Source organism: Actinoallomurus sp. NBC_01490 (assembly GCF_036227085.1).
GTDB classification, from domain to species: domain Bacteria; phylum Actinomycetota; class Actinomycetes; order Streptosporangiales; family Streptosporangiaceae; genus Actinoallomurus; species Actinoallomurus oryzae.
In genome coordinates this window covers 2509786-2528599 of the sequence record NZ_CP109433.1, presented here as the reverse complement: position 1 = coordinate 2528599, position 18814 = coordinate 2509786, and the positions used below count along the sequence as shown (strand labels likewise).

At 72.7% G+C, this 18814-nt stretch carries 19 protein-coding genes; 12 read left to right on the top strand and 7 right to left on the bottom strand.

Features of this window, described 5'->3' with window-relative positions:
- Positions 1-8: 8 nt before the first annotated feature.
- On the bottom strand, positions 9-1337 hold the full coding sequence (locus OG417_RS12420; protein ID WP_329254459.1) for an MFS transporter: 1329 nt from the start codon (positions 1335-1337) through the stop codon (positions 9-11).
- A 330-nt stretch (positions 1338-1667) separates the two neighbouring features.
- Between OG417_RS12420 and crtI the strand changes: the two genes are divergently transcribed.
- From crtI to OG417_RS12390, 6 genes are all read left to right on the top strand, one after another.
- Complete coding sequence (gene crtI / locus OG417_RS12415) at positions 1668-3176, top strand: phytoene desaturase family protein (RefSeq protein WP_329254456.1); 1509 nt, start codon at positions 1668-1670, stop codon at positions 3174-3176.
- A 132-nt stretch (positions 3177-3308) separates the two neighbouring features.
- The gene (locus OG417_RS12410) at positions 3309-4268 is read left to right on the top strand and encodes a phytoene/squalene synthase family protein (RefSeq protein WP_329254453.1); all 960 of its coding nucleotides are present in this window, start codon (positions 3309-3311) and stop codon (positions 4266-4268) included.
- Between the two features lie 20 nt (positions 4269-4288).
- Entirely contained in the window at positions 4289-4633 is a 345-nt protein-coding gene (locus OG417_RS12405) for a lycopene cyclase domain-containing protein (protein WP_329254450.1), read from the top strand.
- Positions 4630-4941 carry a lycopene cyclase domain-containing protein gene (locus OG417_RS12400; RefSeq protein ID WP_329254448.1) on the top strand — a complete coding sequence of 104 codons (312 nt, stop codon included), beginning with the start codon at positions 4630-4632 and terminating at the stop codon, positions 4939-4941. Before OG417_RS12405 ends, OG417_RS12400 begins: the two co-directional genes overlap by 4 nt.
- On the top strand, positions 4938-5654 hold the full coding sequence (locus tag OG417_RS12395) for a class I SAM-dependent methyltransferase (RefSeq protein ID WP_329254444.1): 717 nt from the start codon (positions 4938-4940) through the stop codon (positions 5652-5654). Before OG417_RS12400 ends, OG417_RS12395 begins: the two co-directional genes overlap by 4 nt.
- Positions 5651-7174, top strand: coding sequence for an FAD-dependent oxidoreductase (locus tag OG417_RS12390; RefSeq protein WP_329254441.1), 1524 nt, complete (start codon positions 5651-5653; stop codon positions 7172-7174). Before OG417_RS12395 ends, OG417_RS12390 begins: the two co-directional genes overlap by 4 nt.
- On the opposite strand, the gene OG417_RS12385 is transcribed toward OG417_RS12390, so the two are convergent.
- The 5 genes from OG417_RS12385 to OG417_RS12365 all read right to left on the bottom strand — a co-directional run bounded on the left by OG417_RS12385 (position 7160) and on the right by OG417_RS12365 (position 11771).
- Entirely contained in the window at positions 7160-8152 is a 993-nt protein-coding gene (locus OG417_RS12385; protein WP_329254438.1) for a DUF5914 domain-containing protein, read from the bottom strand. The genes OG417_RS12390 and OG417_RS12385 overlap by 15 nt on opposite strands.
- A 171-nt stretch (positions 8153-8323) precedes the next feature.
- On the bottom strand, positions 8324-9130 hold the full coding sequence (locus tag OG417_RS12380) for an ABC transporter permease (RefSeq protein WP_329254435.1): 807 nt from the start codon (positions 9128-9130) through the stop codon (positions 8324-8326).
- Positions 9117-10151 (bottom strand): ABC transporter substrate-binding protein, encoded by a 1035-nt coding sequence (locus OG417_RS12375; RefSeq protein ID WP_329254430.1) that lies wholly within the window; start codon positions 10149-10151, stop codon positions 9117-9119. Before OG417_RS12375 ends, OG417_RS12380 begins: the two co-directional genes overlap by 14 nt.
- A gap of 28 nt (positions 10152-10179) precedes the next feature.
- Positions 10180-11025 (bottom strand): ABC transporter permease, encoded by an 846-nt coding sequence (locus OG417_RS12370; protein ID WP_329254426.1) that lies wholly within the window; start codon positions 11023-11025, stop codon positions 10180-10182.
- Positions 11022-11771, bottom strand: a complete 750-nt coding sequence (locus OG417_RS12365; RefSeq protein ID WP_329254423.1) for an ABC transporter ATP-binding protein — start codon at positions 11769-11771, stop codon at positions 11022-11024. The genes OG417_RS12370 and OG417_RS12365 overlap by 4 nt, the downstream gene beginning before the upstream one ends.
- A 374-nt stretch (positions 11772-12145) precedes the next feature.
- Here OG417_RS12365 and OG417_RS12360 point away from each other — a divergent pair, with 374 nt between their 5' ends.
- The 5 genes from OG417_RS12360 (at position 12146) to OG417_RS12340 (ending at position 15692) form a co-directional block, all read left to right on the top strand.
- Positions 12146-12934, top strand: a complete 789-nt coding sequence (locus OG417_RS12360) for a phosphorylase family protein (protein ID WP_329254420.1) — start codon at positions 12146-12148, stop codon at positions 12932-12934.
- A 78-nt stretch (positions 12935-13012) separates the two neighbouring features.
- Entirely contained in the window at positions 13013-13864 is an 852-nt protein-coding gene (locus tag OG417_RS12355; protein ID WP_329254416.1) for an IclR family transcriptional regulator, read from the top strand.
- 104 nt (positions 13865-13968) lie between these two features.
- Complete coding sequence (locus OG417_RS12350) at positions 13969-14148, top strand: hypothetical protein (RefSeq protein ID WP_329254413.1); 180 nt, start codon at positions 13969-13971, stop codon at positions 14146-14148.
- A 7-nt stretch (positions 14149-14155) separates the two neighbouring features.
- Entirely contained in the window at positions 14156-14701 is a 546-nt protein-coding gene (locus tag OG417_RS12345) for a dihydrofolate reductase family protein (protein WP_329254410.1), read from the top strand.
- A gap of 79 nt (positions 14702-14780) precedes the next feature.
- Entirely contained in the window at positions 14781-15692 is a 912-nt protein-coding gene (locus tag OG417_RS12340) for a helix-turn-helix domain-containing protein (protein ID WP_329254407.1), read from the top strand.
- A 121-nt stretch (positions 15693-15813) separates the two neighbouring features.
- Here OG417_RS12340 and OG417_RS12335 read toward each other — a convergent pair whose 3' ends face one another.
- The gene (locus tag OG417_RS12335) at positions 15814-18456 is read right to left on the bottom strand and encodes an ATP-binding protein (protein WP_329254404.1); all 2643 of its coding nucleotides are present in this window, start codon (positions 18454-18456) and stop codon (positions 15814-15816) included.
- A gap of 158 nt (positions 18457-18614) precedes the next feature.
- On the opposite strand from OG417_RS12335, the gene OG417_RS12330 reads away from it, so the two are divergent.
- On the top strand, positions 18615-18806 hold the full coding sequence (locus tag OG417_RS12330; RefSeq protein ID WP_329254401.1) for a hypothetical protein: 192 nt from the start codon (positions 18615-18617) through the stop codon (positions 18804-18806).
- Positions 18807-18814 lie beyond the last annotated feature (8 nt).

The following is an 18814-nucleotide window of genomic DNA, read 5'->3' as shown; positions in this document are numbered from 1 at the left end:
CGGTGTCGTCAGGACGTCCGCAGGGACGTACCGGCGGATTCTCGCAAGCTGAAGGTCGTCGCGAGGGTGATGAGCGCGGTACCGGCGAGGAACCAGGCCGGGCACAGCGGATCGCCGGTCTTGTTGATCAGCCACGTGCAGATGTACGGCGCCGTGCCGCCCACGGCCATGCTGGCGAGGTTGAAGCCCAGCGCGATGCCGCTGTAGCGGACCCGCGCGGGCAGCATCTCGGCGAACGTGGAGAAGGCCACGGCCATCAGCGCCGACTCCGGGATGCCGAGCACGATCTGGGCCAGCACGGCCAGCGCGGTGCCGTGCGCGTCCATCGCCATGAACCCGGGGAACACCAGCACGAGCGTCGCGATGGAGGCGCCGAAGAAGATCGGCTTGCGGCCCACCCGGTCCGACAGCGCACCGAACACCGGCATCAGCACGCACGAGACGGCCAGCGTCGCGATCGTCGACCAGAAGGCGGTCAGCGCCGAGAAGCCGCCGGTCTTCTGCAGATGCGTCGCGGCGTACACGTACACGACGTAGTAGGCGGCGAACAGCAGCACCGAGAGGCCGAAGGTGCGCGCCAGCGCGGCGCGGTTGTTCGCGAAGAGCTGGACGACCGGGGCCTTGGCGACCTCACCCCGCTCGGCGAGGTCGATGAACTGCGGCGAGTCCTCCAGCCGCGCGCGGATCCACAGGCCGACCAGGCCGAGCGGCAGACCGATCAGGAACGGGATGCGCCAGCCCCACGCCTTCATCGTCTCGTCGCCCAGCACCGTGGTGAACAGGGTGACCACGGCCGAGGCCAGCAGTGCGCCGGTCAGCGCGCCGAGCTGCGTCGTGCTGCAGAGCAGGCCGCGCCGGTGCGGGGGCGAGCACTCCGCGACGTACGAGGCGGCGCCGCCGATCTCGCCGCCGCTGGCCACACCCTGGACGCATCGCCCGAGGACCAGCAGCACCGCCGCGAACGCGCCGACGGCGGCGTAGCTCGGCAGGACCCCGATCGCGAACGTGGCCAGCGCCATGGCGATGACAGTCGCCGCGAGGGTCTTCTTCCGGCCGATCCGGTCGCCGATGTGACCGAAGATGAGCCCGCCCAGCGGGCGCAGCACGAACGCCGCCGCGAACGTCGCGAACGTGGCGAGAAGGGCCGCGGCCGGATCTCCGTGCACGAAGAAGACCGAGGCCAGCGACGCGGACAGGTAACCGTAGATGCCGAAGTCGTAGTACTCGATGATCGAGCCGACGGCCCCGGCGAGGATGACCCTCCGGTCGATCGCGGGCGCCGGTCCGGCGGGGGCGGGGGCGGGGTTGGGACGGTAGGGGGACGGGTCGACCTGCATGGTCACTCCTGGGGGGCGGGAGCGCACGGGCGTTCGCATCCGATCCGGCCGCCGCGGGCGGCGCGGGCCGATGCGGAGAGGGGGACGAGGCAGGCCGCACGAGATCGTCGACATCGCGGAGAACCCGGACCCCAATACGTCCGGATTAGGACGTGCGACCATCGAAGCTGCTCAGAGGCCTTCTGTCAACAGTTAGCAGTCGACAGGTCCCCTGCGACCTGAGGTTCGGCCCCCTCGGGCCGTCGTCGTTCCGCGAAGGACCGTGGCGCGGTTCGGCATTACCACGTGGGCTCTCGGGGTAGTCGATGCGACATGACGCGCTGTTCGACCGTGCCCCGCAGAACCGACCACGTGGTCGTGGTCGGTGCGGGGCTGTCCGGGCTGGCCGCCGCGTCGCACCTGTGCGGGCGCGGCCGTGCCGTGACGGTGCTCGAACGCGACGGGGTGCCCGGCGGCCGGGCGGGCCGCCTCGACGTCGGCGGCTACCGGCTCGACACCGGACCGACCGTGCTCACGATGCCGGACATCGTGCGCGACACGCTGGCGGCCACCGGCGCCTCGATGGACGAGCGGCTGCCCCTCATCCGGCTGGACCCGGCGTACCGGACGTTCTTCGCCGACGGCACGTCGCTCGACGTGCGCACCGACGCCGAGGCGATGACCGAGGCGGTCCGGGCGTTCGCCGGGCCCCGTGAGGCGGCGGGGTACGCGCGGCTGCGCGCCTGGCTGACCCGGCTGTACGAGGTCGAGTACGCCGGTTTCATCGCGGCGAACGTCGACTCGCCGCTCGGCCTGCTCACCCCGCAGCTGGCCCGGCTGACGGCGCTCGGCGGCTTCGGGCGCTGGGAGAACGCCGTCGGCCGGTTCCTGCGCGACGAACGGCTGCGGCGCGTGTTCACCTTCCAGGCGCTGTACGCCGGGCTGTCTCCCCGCCGGGCGCTCGCCCTGTACGCGGTCATCGCCTACATGGACACCGTCGGCGGCGTGTTCTTTCCCCGCGGCGGCATGCGGGCGCTCCCCGATGCCCTCGCCGGCGCCGCCGCCGACGCGGGGGTGGAGTTCCGCTACGACACGCGCGTCACCTCGCTCGAACGCCGCGGGCGCCGCGTGACCGCCGCGCTCACCGACGGCGGCGACCGGATCCCGTGCGACGCCATCGTCCTCACCTGCGACCTGCCGGCCGCCTACCGGCTGCTCGGCCGCGTCCCGCGCCGGCCCGCCCGCCTCGTCGCCGCGCCGTCGGCCGTCGTCGTGCACCTCGGCGTCTCCGGCGACGGGCGGCCCGGCGTGTCCGGCGACGGGCGGTGCGGCGCGGACGGCACCGCCCATCACAACCTGCTGTTCGGCCGGGCCTGGCACACGACCTTCGACGACCTGATCCGCGACGGCCGGCCGATGCGCGACCCGTCGCTGCTGCTGACCCGCCCGACGGTCACCGACGCCGCGCTCGCCCCCGGCGGGCACCAGCTCGTGTCCGTGCTCGCCCCGGCGCCCAACCTCGCCCGCGCCCGGCTCGACTGGGACCGGATCGGCCCGGCGTACGCGGAAGAGCTCATCGAGGCCACGGCCGCCCGGTCCGGCCTGAAAATGCGCATGGAGGACGTTCTGCACGTCATCACCCCCGCCGACTGGCGCCGCCAGGGGCTCCTCGCCGGCACGCCCTTCAGCCTGGCGCACACGTTCGGCCAGACCGGCCCGTTCCGGCCCGCCAACCTCCCCCGGACGACCGACAACGCGGTGCTGGCCGGCTGCGGCACCGTACCCGGCGTCGGCGTCCCGACCGCACTGGTGTCCGGACGGCTGGCCGCCGACCGGATCACCGGCGCCGTGCCGTCATGACCGAGCGGAGCGAGGAAATCGAGGACACGCGCCCGTGGTCACCCTCCCCGGCGAAGGAGGGCCCATGACCGAGCGGAGCGAGGGAATCGAAGACACGCCCCTGTGGTCACCCTCCCCGGCGAAGGAGGGTTCATGACCGGCCGGGAGCTCGACGCGGCCGGGATCACCGAGCCGTCCCTGCGGGAGGCCTACCTCCGGTGCCGGACGCTCAACGCCCGGCACGGCCGGACCTTCTTCCTCGCGACCCGGTTACTGCCGCCGTCGCGACGGCCGGCGGTCCACGCCCTGTACGGCTTCGCCCGCCACGCGGACGACATCGTCGACGAACCCGCGCCGGGCACCCCGCTCACGCGGATCGCCGCCGCGCTGGACCGGCTCGCCGCCAAGCTGGCCGGCGGCCTGCGCGCCGGGCGCAGCGACGACCCGGTGCTCGCCGCGGTCGTGGACACGGCGCGCCGGCACGGCATCGACGCCGGCCTGTTCGACGCCTTCCTGCACTCGATGCGGATGGACCTGACCGTGACCGGATACGCCACGCGGGCGGCGCTGCGGGAGTACGTGTACGGGTCGGCCGAGGTGATCGGGCTGCAGATGCTGCCCGTGCTGGGCACGGTCGGCGACCCCGCCGAGGCCGCCGGCGCCGCCGCGGCGCTCGGCCAGGCGTTCCAGCTGACCAACTTCCTGCGCGACATCGCCGAGGACCTGGACCGTGGCCGCGTCTACCTGCCCGCCGACGAGCTCGCGGCGTTCGGCGTCGACCGCGAGGTGCTCGCCGAATGCCGGCGGACCGGCCGGGCCGACCCGCGCGTACGGCGCGCGCTCGCCGACCAGATCGCGCGCACGCGCGAGGTGTACGGCCGCGCCCGGCCCGGGATCGACCTGCTGCACCCCGTCTCCCGGCCCTGCATCGCGACGGCCTGCACGCTCTACTCCCACATCCTCGACCGCATCGAGGCCCGCGACTACAACGTCTTCGACGGGCGCGTCTCCGTGGGCGTCGGCCGCCGGGTGGTGCTCGCCGGCGGTGCCGTCGCCCGCTCCCTGTGGGCGCGCACCCGGGCGGATGCGGTGACGACGGGCCGGGCACGGTGAAAGCGGCGGAAAGGATCGACATGGACCATCTGCAGTACCTGGCACTGCTCGCGGGGTGTGTGGCGGTCACCCTGCCGCTGGAGCTGTCGGGCAGCCGGGTCTACCGGCGGCCCCGGCGGCTCGCCCGCGCCGTGCTCCCCGTCGCCGCGGTCTTCGTCGTGTGGGACGTGATCGCGATCGCGGCCGGCGTCTGGTGGTACAACCCGCGGTACGTCACCGGCATCACCCTGCCGCTGTCGCTGCCGCTGGAGGAGGTGCTGTTCTTCCTCGTCATCCCGGTCTGCGGGGTGCTGACGCTGGAGACCGTCCGCCGCCTCGCCCCCCGGCGGCGCAGCCCGGCACGTGAGAAGGAGGACGTCAGGTGAGCGGCCTCGGGTACACCGTCCCGGCCGTCGTCTCGGTCGTGGCCGTCGTCGCGCTGGAGCTCGGGCGGCTGCGCACCGGGCTGTTCCGCAGCGGCGCGTACTGGATCACGATGGTGATCGTGTTCGCGTTCCAGACGGTGGTCGACGGCCGGCTGACCAAGCTGTCCGCGCCGGTCGTCAGCTACGACCCCCACCAGCTTTCCGGGCTGCGGATCCCGTTCGACATCCCGGTGGAGGACTTCCTCTTCGGCTTCTCCCTCATCACCGCGACCCTGCTCCTGTGGGAACACGCTCGGAGCCCCCGATGACCCCCCTCGTACGGCGGCGGGTGCCCGAGGCGTTCGACCGCGGCGCGGCGGCGTACGACCGGCTCGTCGGCGCCAACCCCGGCTACCACGCGCACCTGCGGCGGTCCGCCCGCGCGTTCGGTTTCGGCGACCGGCCGGTCCGCCTGCTGGACGTGGGCTGCGGCACCGGCGCCTCCACCGCGGCGCTCCTGGCCGCCGCCCCGAACGCCCGCGTCGTCGGCGTCGACGCCTCGGCCGGCATGCTCGCCCGTGCGCGCGCCAAGCGGTGGCCGGCCGGCGTGGAGTTCGTGCACGCCCGCGCCGAGGAACTCGCCGACGCCGGGATCACCGGGCCGTTCGACGGCGTCTTCGCCGCCTACCTCATCCGGAACCTGCCCGACCCGGACGCCGTGCTCGCCTCGCTGTGGTCCCTGCTGCGCCCCGGCGGCCGCCTCATCGTGCACGACTACTCCGTACGCGACCATCCGCTCACCCGGCTGGTCTGGCACGCCGTGTGCTGGGGCGTGATCGTCCCGGCGGGCCGGCTGACCACCGGCGACGCGGGCCTGTACCGCTACCTGTGGCGGAGCGCGCTGGAGTTCGACCGGCCACCGGAGTTCGCCGGGCGCCTGCGCCGCGCCGGCTTCACCGACGTGCGCGTCGCCACCATGACCGGCTGGCAGCGCGGCATCGTGCACGCGTTCGGCGGCCGGCGACCGGACGGGGCGTCATGACGGCCGGGCGCGCGCCGGGCGCCGACCGCCGCCGGGTGCACCATCCGCCGCCGCCCGGGGCGCCGAGCGCCGACCGGCTGTCCCGGCGTCCGCGGGCCGTGGTCGTCGGCGGGGGCATCGCCGGGCTCACGGCCGGCGTCGCCCTGGCCGAACGCGGCGTCGCCGTCGACCTGTACGAGCGGGAGAACCATCTCGGGGGCCGCGCGGGCGGCTGGGACGCCGCGCTACCGGACGGCACGCGCGTCGGCATGGGCCGCGGTTTCCACGCCTACTTCCGGCAGTACTACAACCTGCGCACGCTGCTGCGCCGCACCGACCCGGACCTCAAGCGGCTCACCGCCGTGCCGGACTACCCGCTCGTCGACGCGGAGGGCCGTACCGACACCTTCCGCGGCCTGCCCCGCACCCCGCCGTGGAACGCGTTGTTCTTCGCGCTCCGCAGCCCGACCTTCCGGCCGCGCGACCTGCTGCGCCTGAACGCCCGCGCCGCGCTGCCACTGATCGGCGTCAGCGTCCCCGGCACGTACGAGCGGCTGGACCACCTGGACGCCGAGACCTTCCTCGCCCGGCTGCGCTTCCCGCCGGCAGCGCGTCACCTGGCCTTCGAGGTGTTCTCCCGCAGCTTCTTCGCTCCGCCCGGCCGGCTGTCCGCGGCCGAGCTCGCGGTCATGTTCCACCTGTACTTCCTCGGCTCGGCCGAGGGCCTGCTGTTCGACGTGCCCGGCGTGCCGCCGCCCCGGCTCTGGACGCCGCTCGGCGACCACCTCGCCTCGCTCGGCGGGCGCGTGCACACGGGCACGCCCGTCACCGCCGTACGGCCCGGCGGGTCCGGGTTCGCGGTGGACGTCGCGGACGGCACGGTGGACGCCGACGCCGTGGTCCTCGCCCTCGACGTTCCGGGGCTGCGCGACCTCGTCGCCGCCTCACCCGAACTCGGCACCCCGGCCTGGCGGCGGCGGATCGCCGCCCAGCGGACGGCGCCGCCGTTCCTCGTCCGCCGCCTCTGGCTGAACCGGCCCGTCGCCGCCGACCGCCCCGCGTTCCTGGCGACCGGCGGGCTGCCGCCGCTCGACAACGTCAGCGTGCTCGAACGCTATGACCGCGAGGCCGCGGCGTGGGCCGCCACCGCCGGCGGATCCGTGGTCGAACTGCACGCGTACGCGGTCACGGGCTCGCGTGAGGACGCCGCGGCGGGGCTGCTCGACCGTCTGCACGCGGTCTACCCGGAGACGGCGGCCGCCCGGGTCCTCGGCGAGTTCAGCGAATGGCGTGCCGACTGCCCGCTGTTCGCGCCCGGCACCTTCGCGGACCGGCCCACGGTGGCCGGACCGGTCCCCGGCCTCGTGCTGGCCGGCGACGGCATCCGCGTCGACCTGCCCGTGGCCCTGATGGAGCGCGCCGCCACCACCGGCTGGCAGGCCGCCAACCTGCTGCTGTCCGGCTGGGGCGTGGCCGGTCATCCGCTGACGACCGTGCCGCTGCGCGGGCGGCTGCCCACGCTGGGCTCACAGCGTTCGTGAGCGCAGGGCGTAGCGGCGTTCGGCGTAGGCCAGGTCGTCACGCCAGAGGCGGGCGGCGGCCCGGCGCATGGCCGGGCGGATCAGCGGGGCCAGGGCACGGGCGGCGGCGAAGCCCGGACGGCCGGACGTGGCGACCACCGCCTCGACCACCGCCGTACGCGGCCGGCCGTCGCGGCCCGGCCCCAGCGGCGTCGCGTGGGTCTCGACCACGCTGCCCTCACCTTCGCCCTCGACGATGCGCATCAGCACGGTACGGGGGTCCGGGCAGCCGAACTCCGCGAGCACCGGCACTCCCAGCCACGGCCCGACCCGGAACGTCACCCGCACCAGGAAGCGGTCGTCCGCCTCGTCCGGCGTGGACTCGACCCGCAGCCGGGTGAAGGAGTACGGGTGGAACCAGGCGCCGTGCCAGGGGTCGAGGCGGTTCGCGACCACGTCACCGGGTTCGCAGACGCCGACCATGCGGGCGACCGCGCCCACGCCGCCGTCCGGACGCGGCCGGGCGGCGGGCACCGGCGCGTCGAGCGGAGCCTCGCCACCGGCCCGGTCGTGGCGCACCCACACGAGCACCCCGTCGTCGTACGCGGGCAGGGTGCGCCACTCGTCGGTGCCCTCGGCGGGCAGGCGCAGGCCATGCCACCGGCACGTCAGGCAGCCGTCGATGACGCGCCCGTCGGCGAGCGGCGCGCCGAGATGCGGACACGCGCCCGGACCGGCCACCGGCCGCCCCGTACGGTCACGCCACAGCACGACCTCCCGGCCGGCGACCTTCGTGCCGAGCGGACGGTCGGCACGTACGACACGGCTCGACGCCACCACGAACCAGTTGCCCGACGGCCGCGCCTGGGCGCGCTTCAGCGCCGCCGCGATGAGCGCCGGGTCGGCGTCATCGACGGTCGGGGTCTGCGCCGACCACCGCCCTCGGGGCACGGTACGCAGCGGCCACCGCCCGGGACGCAGGGGCTGGTCGTCGGCCATCTCTCCACGCTCCCTCTCGCCGGAGAACCCACATGGCCAGTCTGCCCCGTACGGAGCGCGGGGTGTCATCGCGCGGACCGGCACGAGCCGGTCCGATCGGGCACGCCATTTCCGGCGTCGCGCTTCGCCGAGCCCCCCGCACGGCTCGGCGAAGCGCCGCCTCCTCCGCCGTCAGGCGGCGCCGAACCGGCTGCTCAGCTTGCGCTCGAGCACCCCGACGAGGGCGTACAGGACCCATGCCAGCAGGCAGAGCAACCCGAGGGAGATGATGACGAGCCGGACGTCGTCGTTGTCCTGGGCCTGTCTCTCCAGGTAGCCGAGGCCCGCCTGGGCTCCGATGAACTCGCCGATGACGGCCGCGGTCACTCCCTGCAGGATTCCGAGGCGCAGGCCGGCCGCGATCGCGGGGAGGCTGAACGGGAGATCGATCTTGACGGCACGGGCGATCGGGCCGATCCGCAGGATGCGGGCGAGGTCGTCTACCCCGGCGGGGACGGCGCGCAGCCGCATGCTCATGTTGATCAGGACCGGGTAGAAGGACACGAGGGTGATGAGCGCGATCTTGGAACCGATGCCCAGGCCCAGCCAGAGAACGATCAGTGGTGCGATCGAGATCTTGGGTGTCACCTGAGCGACGACGATCAGCGGCATCAGCACGCGCTCCAGGGGACGCAGGCGCGCGAACACGATCGCGGCGACCACCCCGATGGCGCCCCCGAGCAGCACACCCTGGACGACCTCGGCGAGTGTCTGCTCGATGTGCACCGTGAGCGCGCCCTGCCGCATGAGCGTCCAGCCGTGCTGGACGACGGCACCGGGCGACGGCAGTTTGTAGGCCGGTATGGAGAAGGCCGCGGTCACCAGCCACCACACCAGGACGCCGGCGGCGAGCGAGACCACGCCGACCGCCAGCGGCCTGCCCGAGGACAGCCAGGCGCCGAGCCCGCTACGGCCCGGGGCCGCGTCAGCCGAGCGCACTCGGCTTCACCACCAGGTCACCGGCCTTGAACGAGGAGTCGATGAGCTTGAAGCCGGCCTGGGCGTTGATCGCCTTCTGCCAGCGGGCCTCATCCGGATAGCCGAGACCGTTCTTCTCGGTGACGTCCGAATGCCAGAGCGTCTTGGCGAAGACATCCTTGACGATCGTGGTGATCTGCTTCTGCTGGCCGTTGAAGGTGGGCGCGTACTTCTTCACCGACATGTCCACGGCGGCGGCCGGGTTCTTCGTCGTGTAATCGATGCCCTGGTCGAGGGCGTCGTCGAAGGCCTTCACCGTTTTCGGGTCGTTCTTCACCAGGGTGGGACCGGCCACGACGACGTTGCCGAACGAGGGCAGGTACTGGTCGCTGAGGATCTGGCGCACGTCCACGCCCGCCGACTGCAGGGCGTAGTAGCGGAGCCGGGAGAAGACGATCGCATCGACCTGGCCGTTCTTCAGCGCGTCGACGATGGCGCCGGTGCCGATGGTCCTGACCTTCACGTCGCCGACGCCCATGTGCACGCTCTTCAGCATGGCCTGGAGCTGGATGTAGTTCGGGCTGCCCAGGTCGGTGACCGCGACCGTTCTGCCCTTGAGGTCGGCGGGGGTGTTGATGTGCGCGCCGGCCTTCGACAGCAGCGCGCCGATGCCCTGCTGGTAGGTGGTGTGGACCACGCGTACCTTGACGCCCTTGCCGAAGGCGGTGATGACGGTGTCGCCGTTCGGGAAGCCGAAGTCGACGTTGCCCGCGGCGACGTTCTTGACGATGTCCGAGCCCTGCGCGTAAGTGAAGTTCACATCCAGACCCGCCTTGGCGAAGTACCCTTGCTCCTTCGCCTCGTACAGCGGCGCGTAGTACGGGGCCGCCGTGCCGTCGATCTGGATGGTGACCTTCTTGGTGCCTCCGGGCCCGGTCTTCGCGTTCGAGCCGGAGGACGATGCGGGGCTGCACGCGGCCATGACGGCGACCGCCAGGAGGGCGGACCCGATCGCGGGCAGGTGACGCAGGTGTTTCTTCATGACTCTCCTTGGAAACGGGACGGCCGGGTCAGCGGTCCCAGCGCAGAATGCGCTTCTCCGCCAGCGAGATGAGGCCGAAGCCGAGCAGCCCGACGAGCACGGTGATGATGACGGCGGCGATGAGCATGGGGGTGTCGTTCGAGGTGTTGCCGAGGACCATCAGGTAGCCGAGCCCGCGCTGTGAGGACAGGTACTCCGCGAGAAAGGCCCCGGTCATGGCGTCGATGACGGCGATCTTGGCGCCGGCCAACAGCGCCGGCATCGCTGCGGGAATCTGGATGACCCGCAGGTACTGCCACCGCGGCAGGTGCAGCAGCCGGCCGAGCGTGGCGACGTCCGGCGACACGTCACGGAGGCCGAGCATCGCCGCGACCATCATCGGAAAGAAGACCAGCAGCAGGATCAGCACGAACTGCGAGGTGAAACTCAGTCCGAACCAGAGGACGAGCAGGGGCGCGACGGCTATCTTCGGAGCGGCCTGGAGCAGGACGACGTACGGGCTGAGCACCTCGCGGACGATCCGGGACGACCACAGGAGCCAGCCCAGCGCGACGCCGATGAGCGAGCCGCCGACGAAGCCACCCGCGATGTTGCGCAACGTGTAGGCGAGATTGGGCCAGAGCTGCCCGCCGGTGACCAGGTGGCCGGCGGCGGACAGCACGTCGCCGGGCGGGGGCAGGAGATAGCCGGGCACGTCCGCCCAGCGGACGTACAGGCTCCAGGCCACGACGATGACGACGACGTACGCGACCGCGCTGAGCGCGCGTACGCCGGTTCGGGTCAGGCCGCGGCGGCGTTCGGACCGACGCAGCGTCCGGTCGTCGGCGCGGCCTCCGCCGGACCGGCGGGTCCGCGCCGCGCTGCCGCCGGTCATTCCAGCTCCTGCCGGAGCAGGCCGGCGAACTCGGCGAACCGCGGCAGTTGGCGGGTCGTGGGGTTGCGGTCACGGGAGAGCGGAACCTCGTGCACGGCCTTGATCCGGCCCGGCCGCGAGGACATCACCGCGACCCGGTCCGCCAGATAGGTGGCCTCCTCCACGCTGTGAGTGACCAAGATGATCGTCTTGCGGGTGCTCTCCCAGATTCGCAGCAGGTCATCGTGCAGCCGGTCCCGGGTGATGGCGTCGAGCGCCCCGAAGGGCTCGTCCATGAGGAGGATCTGCGGGTCGTACGCGAGCGCGCGGGCGATGGCCGCACGCTGCCGCATTCCGCCGGAGAGCTCCTTGGGAAACGACTGCGAGAACTCCGAGAGACCGACGAGGTCGAGGAGGGTGCGCACCCGGTTCCGCCCTTCGGCGGACCGGTCGCGCTGCGCCTCCAGGCCGAGAGAGACGTTGCGCTCCACCGAGCGCCATGGAAGCAATGCCGGCTCCTGGAACACGAAGCCGATGTCCTTGCCGGGCCGTGGCTGCCGGGTCCATGACAACTCGCCCTGGAAGTCCGTGTCGAGCCCGGCGATCATCCGTAGAAGCGTCGACTTGCCGCACCCGGACGGGCCGATGAGCGCGACCACCTCACCTTCGGCGATGTCGATGTCCACGCCGTCCAGGGCCACGACCCGCTGGCGGTTCGCTCCGACGTAGGTCTTACGAACGCCCCGGAGCGAAAGAAACCCGGTCATCGGCTCGCCGTCTCTTCGGCTCGAGCCGGGCAGCGCCGGTCCGCGGCCACCGGCGGCCGCCGTCGCATCTCCCCTGACAACCTCACACGAATACCCCTCGGTCTTTCGAGCCTCTCCGCGTACGGCGCGGAACCGCATCATTCCTGGGAACTTCCATAGACGGAATGCATGCTTCCACCAATGGAGTGACACATCGTGCTGCCCATTCCGGACACTGTCAAGACCGGTCTCATCCGTAACATGCTGGACATACGCCAGCTTCTGCGGCTCAGCCACACCGGAATTCCGCGCCACCCGGGGCATTGACGTCACACTGAGCAACGATGCAAACTTCCAGATCTGGAAATCTGCCATCCACATCTGGAGGACATCTGATGTCCCGTAGCGCCCGGGATCCCTGGCGGGACGGCACCGCCCCGCACATCCCGGCCCGCCTGGGCACCCTGCCTCGGGTCTGTCTGCTTCCCGGAGACCCGGCCCGTGTGGACCTCGCGTCGGCGGTGCTCGCGGACTTTTCGATCGTGGGCCAGAACCGCGAGTTCCGGCTCGGCGTGGGACGCCTGCGGGGCACGCCGATCGCGGTGTGCTCGACCGGCATCGGCGGTCCGTCGGCCGAAATCGCGGTCGTCGAACTCGCCCGGCTGGGAGTGACGACCGTCCTGCGCACGGGTGGCATGGGCGCGTTGCGGGAACGGATCGCGCCCGGGTCGGTGTGCGCGGTGACGCGTGCCGTGCCCGGGGGCGGAGCCGCGGCGCCGTACGCCGCGGGGACGGGCGGCCGCGCGGCCGACGCCCTGGTCCTGCGCTGTCTGCACGCCCAGGCCGACGCACTGGGCATCGCGCTGACGGACGTCACCGTCGCATCGTCCGACTCCTACTACCTGGGCCAGGGCCGACCCCTTCCCGGGTACGAAGAGGAGGCGGCCACGCGGTACCGCGCGCTGCGGGACCTCGGCGTCGACGGCGTCGACATGGAGGCGGAGACCGTTCTGGCAGTGGGTGCGGCGATGGGGCTGCGGGCCGGCGCCCTGCTGGTGGCGCACGCCAACCGGGCCACCGACGCCTGGCTGGAGGATTACGAACCCGCGCAGGTCGCCATGCTGAGGCTCGCGGCGCACGCCGCGCGGTCGCTGGCGGAACCGGCCCCGGCCGGCTCGGCGTGACTAACCTTCAGGGCTGATGCGCGTAGGCCGCACCACCGGTACACCGGACGAGGCGAGGGACGCGGCATCGTATGCCAATTGAACAAGCATCACCAGGTGAACGGATGGCTGAGCATGCAGGTTCTCACGCGAGCGCTACGAGTGATCAAGACGCTGGCGGCGAGCCGGCAGGGAATGACCTTGCAGCAACTCCATGAGGAGCTCCAGATCCCCATCGGCAGCATGCACCGCGTCCTCGCCGCCCTCGCCGAGGAGCAGTACGTCACCAGGTCGCCCATCAACCGCCGCTACTTCCTCGGACCCGCCTCGGCCGAGCTCGTCGGGATCTCCTCCGCGACGCGCGGAACGCTCGTCACCCCGCCGGCACCCGTGCTCAAGGCGGCTCAGGAGAGCGGCGAGACGGTCTTCCTCACCGAGATCGTCGGCCTGCGGCTCGTCTGCGTGTCCCTGGTCGAGGCCCGGCATCCGCTCCGGCTGTTCGTCCAGGTGGGACAGGAGGTGCCCCTTCACGCCGCCGCCTCGGCCCGCAGCATCCTGGCGTTCCTCCCGGAGGAGGTCGTCGAGACGCTGTTCCGCGAACGGGACCTGACGGCGTTCACGACGGGGACCCTTCGCTCCCTCGAGCAGGTGAAGAGCCATCTCGCGCAGGTACGCGCGCAGGGGTACGACGTCTGTGAGAACGAGTTGGACGAGAACGTCTGGGCGGTCGCGGCACCGGTGTTCGCCTCCACCGCGCAGGCGGTCTCCAGCGTGACGCTCGCCGCGGCCGGCAACCGGATGCGCGACCCGATCCAGCGCACCAGGGCGACGGAGATCGTGCTGCGCACGGCGCGCACTCTGTCCGAGGAACTCGGCTACACGGGCGGGTTCTCGAACCTTCCGGAAACGCCGGAGGCCGCCGGGGCCGGCGGCGAAACACCCAGCCGCTGACCACCGACCGGCGCCGCGCCGAACTGCTCGCCGGCTGTTGGGGCGCCCGGGTGCAGGTCTTCCCTGAGGCCCGCATGGCCGGTCCCGCCCCGTACGGAGCGCGGGTGTCAGAGCGAGGTCGGCGCGCTACAGTCGGGGAACTCGCCGTGCCGCACGAGGTCTCGCGGTCGGCGATCGCCCGGCAGTCGAAGGCGCTCGATAAGGGACGGCTCATCCCCCGCTCCCGACGTGCGACCGCACGGCTCAGGGCCGGGCTCCTCACCGATCTGGAACCCGGGAAGTGATGTCGTCATGGGCAGGCTGATCGTGTCGGCGCAGATGACGGCGGATGCCGTCATGGACCAGAACGACCAGTGGTTCGATGCCGAGCGCGAGTCCGAACAGCACGGTGCCGACCAGTTGCGCGCCGCCGACGCGCTCCTGCTCGGCCGGGAGACGTATGAGTTCTTCAGCTCGGTGTGGCCGACGATGACCGGAGACCCCGGCGGCTTCGCCGACCAGATCAACGGCCTGCCGAAGTACGTCGCCTCACGGACTCTCCAGGGGCCGCTCACCTGGAACGCACGCCTCCTCGAGGGTGACGTTCCGGAGCGCGTCGCCGAACTCAAGCGGGAGCTGCCGGGCAACCTTCTCTCGTACGGCTTCGGTGAGCTGGCCCACAGCCTGGCGTGCCACGGGCTGGTCGACGAGGTCAGGTTCTGGCTGCACCCGGTGGTCTGGGGCGAGGGGCTGCGCCCGATCGAGAACGGCAGGTCACCGGTCCGGATGCGCCTGATCGGCGCCACGACGTTCAGCTCCGGGGTCGTGCTGGTGTCGTACCAGCCTCTTGGCGGCTGAGCCCGCGTTCGACTGGCGTGGATGACGGCGCTACCGGTTTCATTCAGGTTGACATTTCTTCACGTCAACGGTTCTACTGATGACCGTGTCCACTGTCATGGAAACCACCGCGGCCCCTTCCACAACAGTCAACCCGATCTGCGCCGCGCCATTCCGGACCCAGGTGGATTTCGCTCGCGTCGGCTCGATGACCGTGGCCCGGGTTCGCGGCGTTTTCCCGCGGACCTCGCGTGAGGTGCACCGCGTCATCTCCGCCGAGCGCGACCGGTTCGCGGTGGTGTTGCACCGGAGCGGGACCGCGCAGGTGGCGCAGGACGACCGCCGCTTCCCGGCGAGGGCCGGCGACCTCGTCGCCCTCGACACCGGCAGGCCGTACGAGCTCTCGGTGACCGGCGCCTGCGACGTCGTGGTGGTCGAACTGCCGCACGGCATGCTCGGCGCCAACGCCGACCTCGTCGGCCGCTACGTCGCCACCCCGCAGCGGTGCGACCGCGGCGCTTGGGCGGTCCTCGCCGCCTTCCTGTCGAGCCTGGGTGATCGCATCAACGGACTCACCGACATGCCGGACGTTCACCTGGCCGACGCCCTGGTCTCCCTGGTCGTCGCGGCCTTCGCGGAGCCGGCACCGGAATCGGCGGACATCGGCGACGACCTGACCGACCGGATCCTCGCCCACACCCTCGCGAACCTCGGTGACCCCACCCTGTCGGTGGACTCCGCCGCGCGTCACCACGGCATCTCCCCGCGCTACCTCCACCAGCTGTTCCGGCGGCGCGGCCTCACCTTCGCCGCCTGGGTCAGGCGCGAACGCCTCATCCGCATCCGCCGGGACCTCCTGGACCCCGCGCTCGCCACCCGGACCACCGCGGTGATCGCCGCTCACTGGGGGATACGCGACCACGGGCACCTCAGCCGGGCGCTGAAGAAGGAGTTCGGCCTGACCGCCGCCGAGTTGCGCCTCATGGCGCGGGGCGAGCGGCAGAACACCTGACCTCGCGAAGACCCACGGAACCCAGACGGAACGGCGCGCGCCGCCATGAGGTCCTGGTCGCCGTCCGCGTCGAAGCCGCCGAAGTAGATGGCTTCAGCGTCCAGAACCAGCCAGGCCTGCTCTACGGTGAGGACTCCTTGTCCGCCGGCGTGAGGTAGCGGAAGCCGATCCAGGTGAACCCGTCCAGGTGCCGGAAGTTGCCCCGGATCACGTCGTCGGGCAGCCGGGCGAGCCAGCGGAACCGCTTCTCGTCCTGCCGGCCGAAGCAGCCGGGGATGTGCGGCGTCCTCGTTCCGACGTCGGCCGGGACGCCGTCGTCCGGCCGGACGCCGAGCGCCTCCAGCGAGTCACTCGCCCGGTCCAGGACCCGGCGCGCCCGGGCGAGGTCGCCGACCGCCAGCAGGCCCCGGCCGAGCGCCCTGGTCGCGTGCGCCCGGCGCAGCGGCTCATCGTGCTTCTCGAACAGGGCCACGGCCCGCGTCGCGCACCGGACGACGGCGCTGCCGTAGCACGCCGGGCAGATGCTGAGGTAGAGAGCGCCGAGGTCGAGCAGGGCCACGGCCTCGCCGTGGTGGTCGTCCCGCTCCCGGGCCAGCCGGAGGGCGTGGCAGAGGTGCCAGATCCCGCAGGCGCCGTACAACACCGGGTTCCAGCCCAACAGGACGAGCGCGAGGTTGATCCGGGCCCGCATCAGGCCTCCGGCGTCCTGAAGCTCTTCGAACACCTCGATGGCACGCACGAGCGACGCGGCCGCCTCCTCGTACTCCTCCCGCATCCGCAGCGCGTCGCCCAGCGCGCAGAGCGACTGGGCGGCGCCGAGCAGATCGCCGGCGTCCGTGCAGATGCGCAGGTCGTTCCGGTGGCACTCCACGGCCTTCGCGTGGTCACCGGTGTTGAAATACACGAGACCGAGGTTGTGCCAGGCGTTTCCCTCGGCCGGGCGATCCGGGGCCAGGTCGAGGGCCCGCCGCAGCTGCCGCTCCGCCTCCTCGTACCGTCCGGCGACCCGGCAGGCGTTGCCGAGCGACAGCGCGGCCGGCGGAACGCACTCGGGCTCCAGGTGCTCCGCGGCGTCGAGGGCCAGACGGGCACAGGCGATCCACTCGTCGGCGTGGCGGCGGAACTCCAGGTAGCGGGCGAGCCTGATGGCCGGTTCGTACGCCCGGCGCCACAGCCCCGCCTCATGGGCGGCCGTGACCGCGGCGGCGACGTTGCGGTGCTCGGCGTCGAGCCAGTCCAGCGCCTGGGCCCGGGAGGCGAACCGGTTGACGTGGAAGAGGCGGAGCGTGCCGGGGGCGGTGAACCGCCGGTCGGCGTCGGTGGTGGCGCTCTCGTAGTGCTCCAGCAGCCGGTCCAGCGCGTCTCGGTGTTCCGCGGCGTCGGCGCGGACGTGTTCGGTCGCGTAGACGCGGACCAGGTCGTGCAGATCCCACCGGCGACCCGGGCGTCCCTGGACCAGGTGCAGACGGGTCAGGCCGGCCAGGAGGCGTTCGGCCTCCGGCGGCGTCCGGTCGAGCACCGCGGCGGCGGCCTCCGGCCCGAAATCCGGGCCGGGGACCGCGCCGAGCAGGTCGAAGGCCCGTCGCTGCTCGGCGCCGAGGCGCGCGTAGGAGAGGTCGAACGCCGCACGGACGCCGAGGGGACGACCCTGCTCGTCGACGTCGTCGTACCGCAGCCGGTCGAGCCGGTCGCGCGCCGCACCCAGCGCGGCGACCTCGTCGGCGAGCGGCCGGTGCGGGTCGTCGAGGAGCAGTGCCGCGACGATCCGCAGCGCGAGCGGCAGCCGCCCGCACAGCGCGGCGAGCCGCTCCGCGTCCTGCGGGCACGCCGTCACCCGGTCGTCGTCCGGAAGGGTGCTCCGCAGCGCCCGGTCGAGGAGGCGCACGGACTCCCCCGCGTCGAGCGGCGCCAGGCCGATCCGGTGCACCGCGAGTGTGGACAGCGTGGTGCGCGACGTGATGATCACGTGGTGCGGCGGGTCCGGGAGCAGCGGCGAGACCTGGCCGGCGGACGCGGCGTTGTCCAGCACGATCAGCAGGGGCCGGTCCGCCGAGGCGGCGAGCGCCGTCCGCCACCGGCCGACGGGCTCGGGCGGAGTGCCGCCGGGGTCTGCCACACCGAGCATGCGCAGCAGGCGTTCCGCCGCGTCGCCGGCGTCCAACGGCCGGTCTCGGCCGTACCCCCCTAAGTCGAGGAACAGAGTGCCGCCGGAGAAGCGGCCGGCCCGGTGCGCGGCGCGCACGGCCAGCGCGGTCTTGCCCACGCCGCCCATGCCGGTGACCACCGTGATCGCCTGGTCCGCGCCGTCCAGGCGCTCCGCGAGCTCCGCCAGGGCCGCGGCGCGGCCGGTGAAGCCCGCCGGGTCGGGCGGCAGCGTCATCGGAACCGGCCGTGGCGGCGGGCCGCCGGCGGCGCGGGGCGCCCTCGTCCGGCGGGGCCGGCCGCCGCGGTTCGCCCGCTTCTGCGCGCGAGCCCGCGCGAGCGCGTTCTTCCACCCGTCGGGGAAGTACGCCGAGGGATCGCCGCCGCGCTCGCGCACCTCCTCCCGGAGGTAACCCACGATGTGGGAGAAGGCGCGCTCGGACCGCTCCGAGGGGATGTTCGTGCCGGTCAGCCAGCCGTGGATGGTCGCGTCGCTGGTCGTGATGGGCGGCTTCTGGGCGCGGCAGTGGCGTACGAGACGGTCGAGCGTCGGGCGGCCCGCCGCGTGGTGGAGCGACCTCAGCTCGGCGGAGAAACGCTCCACCGCACCGCCCGTACCCATCGGCTCCCCGCCTCGCCCGGAAAATCGGAAATCCGCTGCCCGACCAGGGTAGTCGCGGCCCGCCTACCTGACGCCGGTTCGCCGGAAACGTCCCAGACAGGGCACTCATGGGATCCCCGCCGGGGCGTCCACCCCGGCCCGTTCCCGGGAGGTTCTCGATGCACACACTGCTCCGTCACGTGTACGCGGCGGGCGGCGCCGCCGGCGTCCTCTACGCGCTGACGGTCGCCGTCACCGCCATCACCTCCGTCGCCGCCCCCACGCCGCGGCGCCGCAAGGACGCGCGGACGACGCTCCGGCTGCTCCTCCCCCGCGGCGACACGCGCCGGCACCCCGCCCCACCCCGGTGAGACGGGGT

Excerpts from the sequence above, each read along its gene's own strand:
- OG417_RS12335 (WP_329254404.1), bottom strand. The coding sequence starts at position 18,456 with ATGGGTACGGGCGGTGCGGTGGAGCGTTTCTCCGCCGAGCTGAGGTCG.
- OG417_RS12385 (WP_329254438.1), bottom strand. The coding sequence starts at position 8,152 with ATGGCCGACGACCAGCCCCTGCGTCCCGGGCGGTGGCCGCTGCGTACC.
- OG417_RS12340 (WP_329254407.1), top strand. The coding sequence starts at position 14,781 with ATGACCGTGTCCACTGTCATGGAAACCACCGCGGCCCCTTCCACAACA.
- OG417_RS12390 (WP_329254441.1), top strand. The coding sequence starts at position 5,651 with ATGACGGCCGGGCGCGCGCCGGGCGCCGACCGCCGCCGGGTGCACCAT.
- OG417_RS12330 (WP_329254401.1), top strand. The coding sequence starts at position 18,615 with ATGCACACACTGCTCCGTCACGTGTACGCGGCGGGCGGCGCCGCCGGC.
- OG417_RS12405 (WP_329254450.1), top strand. The coding sequence starts at position 4,289 with ATGGACCATCTGCAGTACCTGGCACTGCTCGCGGGGTGTGTGGCGGTC.
- OG417_RS12370 (WP_329254426.1), bottom strand. The coding sequence starts at position 11,025 with ATGACCGGCGGCAGCGCGGCGCGGACCCGCCGGTCCGGCGGAGGCCGC.
- OG417_RS12345 (WP_329254410.1), top strand. The coding sequence starts at position 14,156 with ATGGGCAGGCTGATCGTGTCGGCGCAGATGACGGCGGATGCCGTCATG.
- OG417_RS12395 (WP_329254444.1), top strand. The coding sequence starts at position 4,938 with ATGACCCCCCTCGTACGGCGGCGGGTGCCCGAGGCGTTCGACCGCGGC.
- OG417_RS12365 (WP_329254423.1), bottom strand. The coding sequence starts at position 11,771 with ATGACCGGGTTTCTTTCGCTCCGGGGCGTTCGTAAGACCTACGTCGGA.
- OG417_RS12410 (WP_329254453.1), top strand. The coding sequence starts at position 3,309 with ATGACCGGCCGGGAGCTCGACGCGGCCGGGATCACCGAGCCGTCCCTG.
- OG417_RS12420 (WP_329254459.1), bottom strand. The coding sequence starts at position 1,337 with ATGCAGGTCGACCCGTCCCCCTACCGTCCCAACCCCGCCCCCGCCCCC.
- OG417_RS12360 (WP_329254420.1), top strand. The coding sequence starts at position 12,146 with ATGTCCCGTAGCGCCCGGGATCCCTGGCGGGACGGCACCGCCCCGCAC.
- OG417_RS12375 (WP_329254430.1), bottom strand. The coding sequence starts at position 10,151 with ATGAAGAAACACCTGCGTCACCTGCCCGCGATCGGGTCCGCCCTCCTG.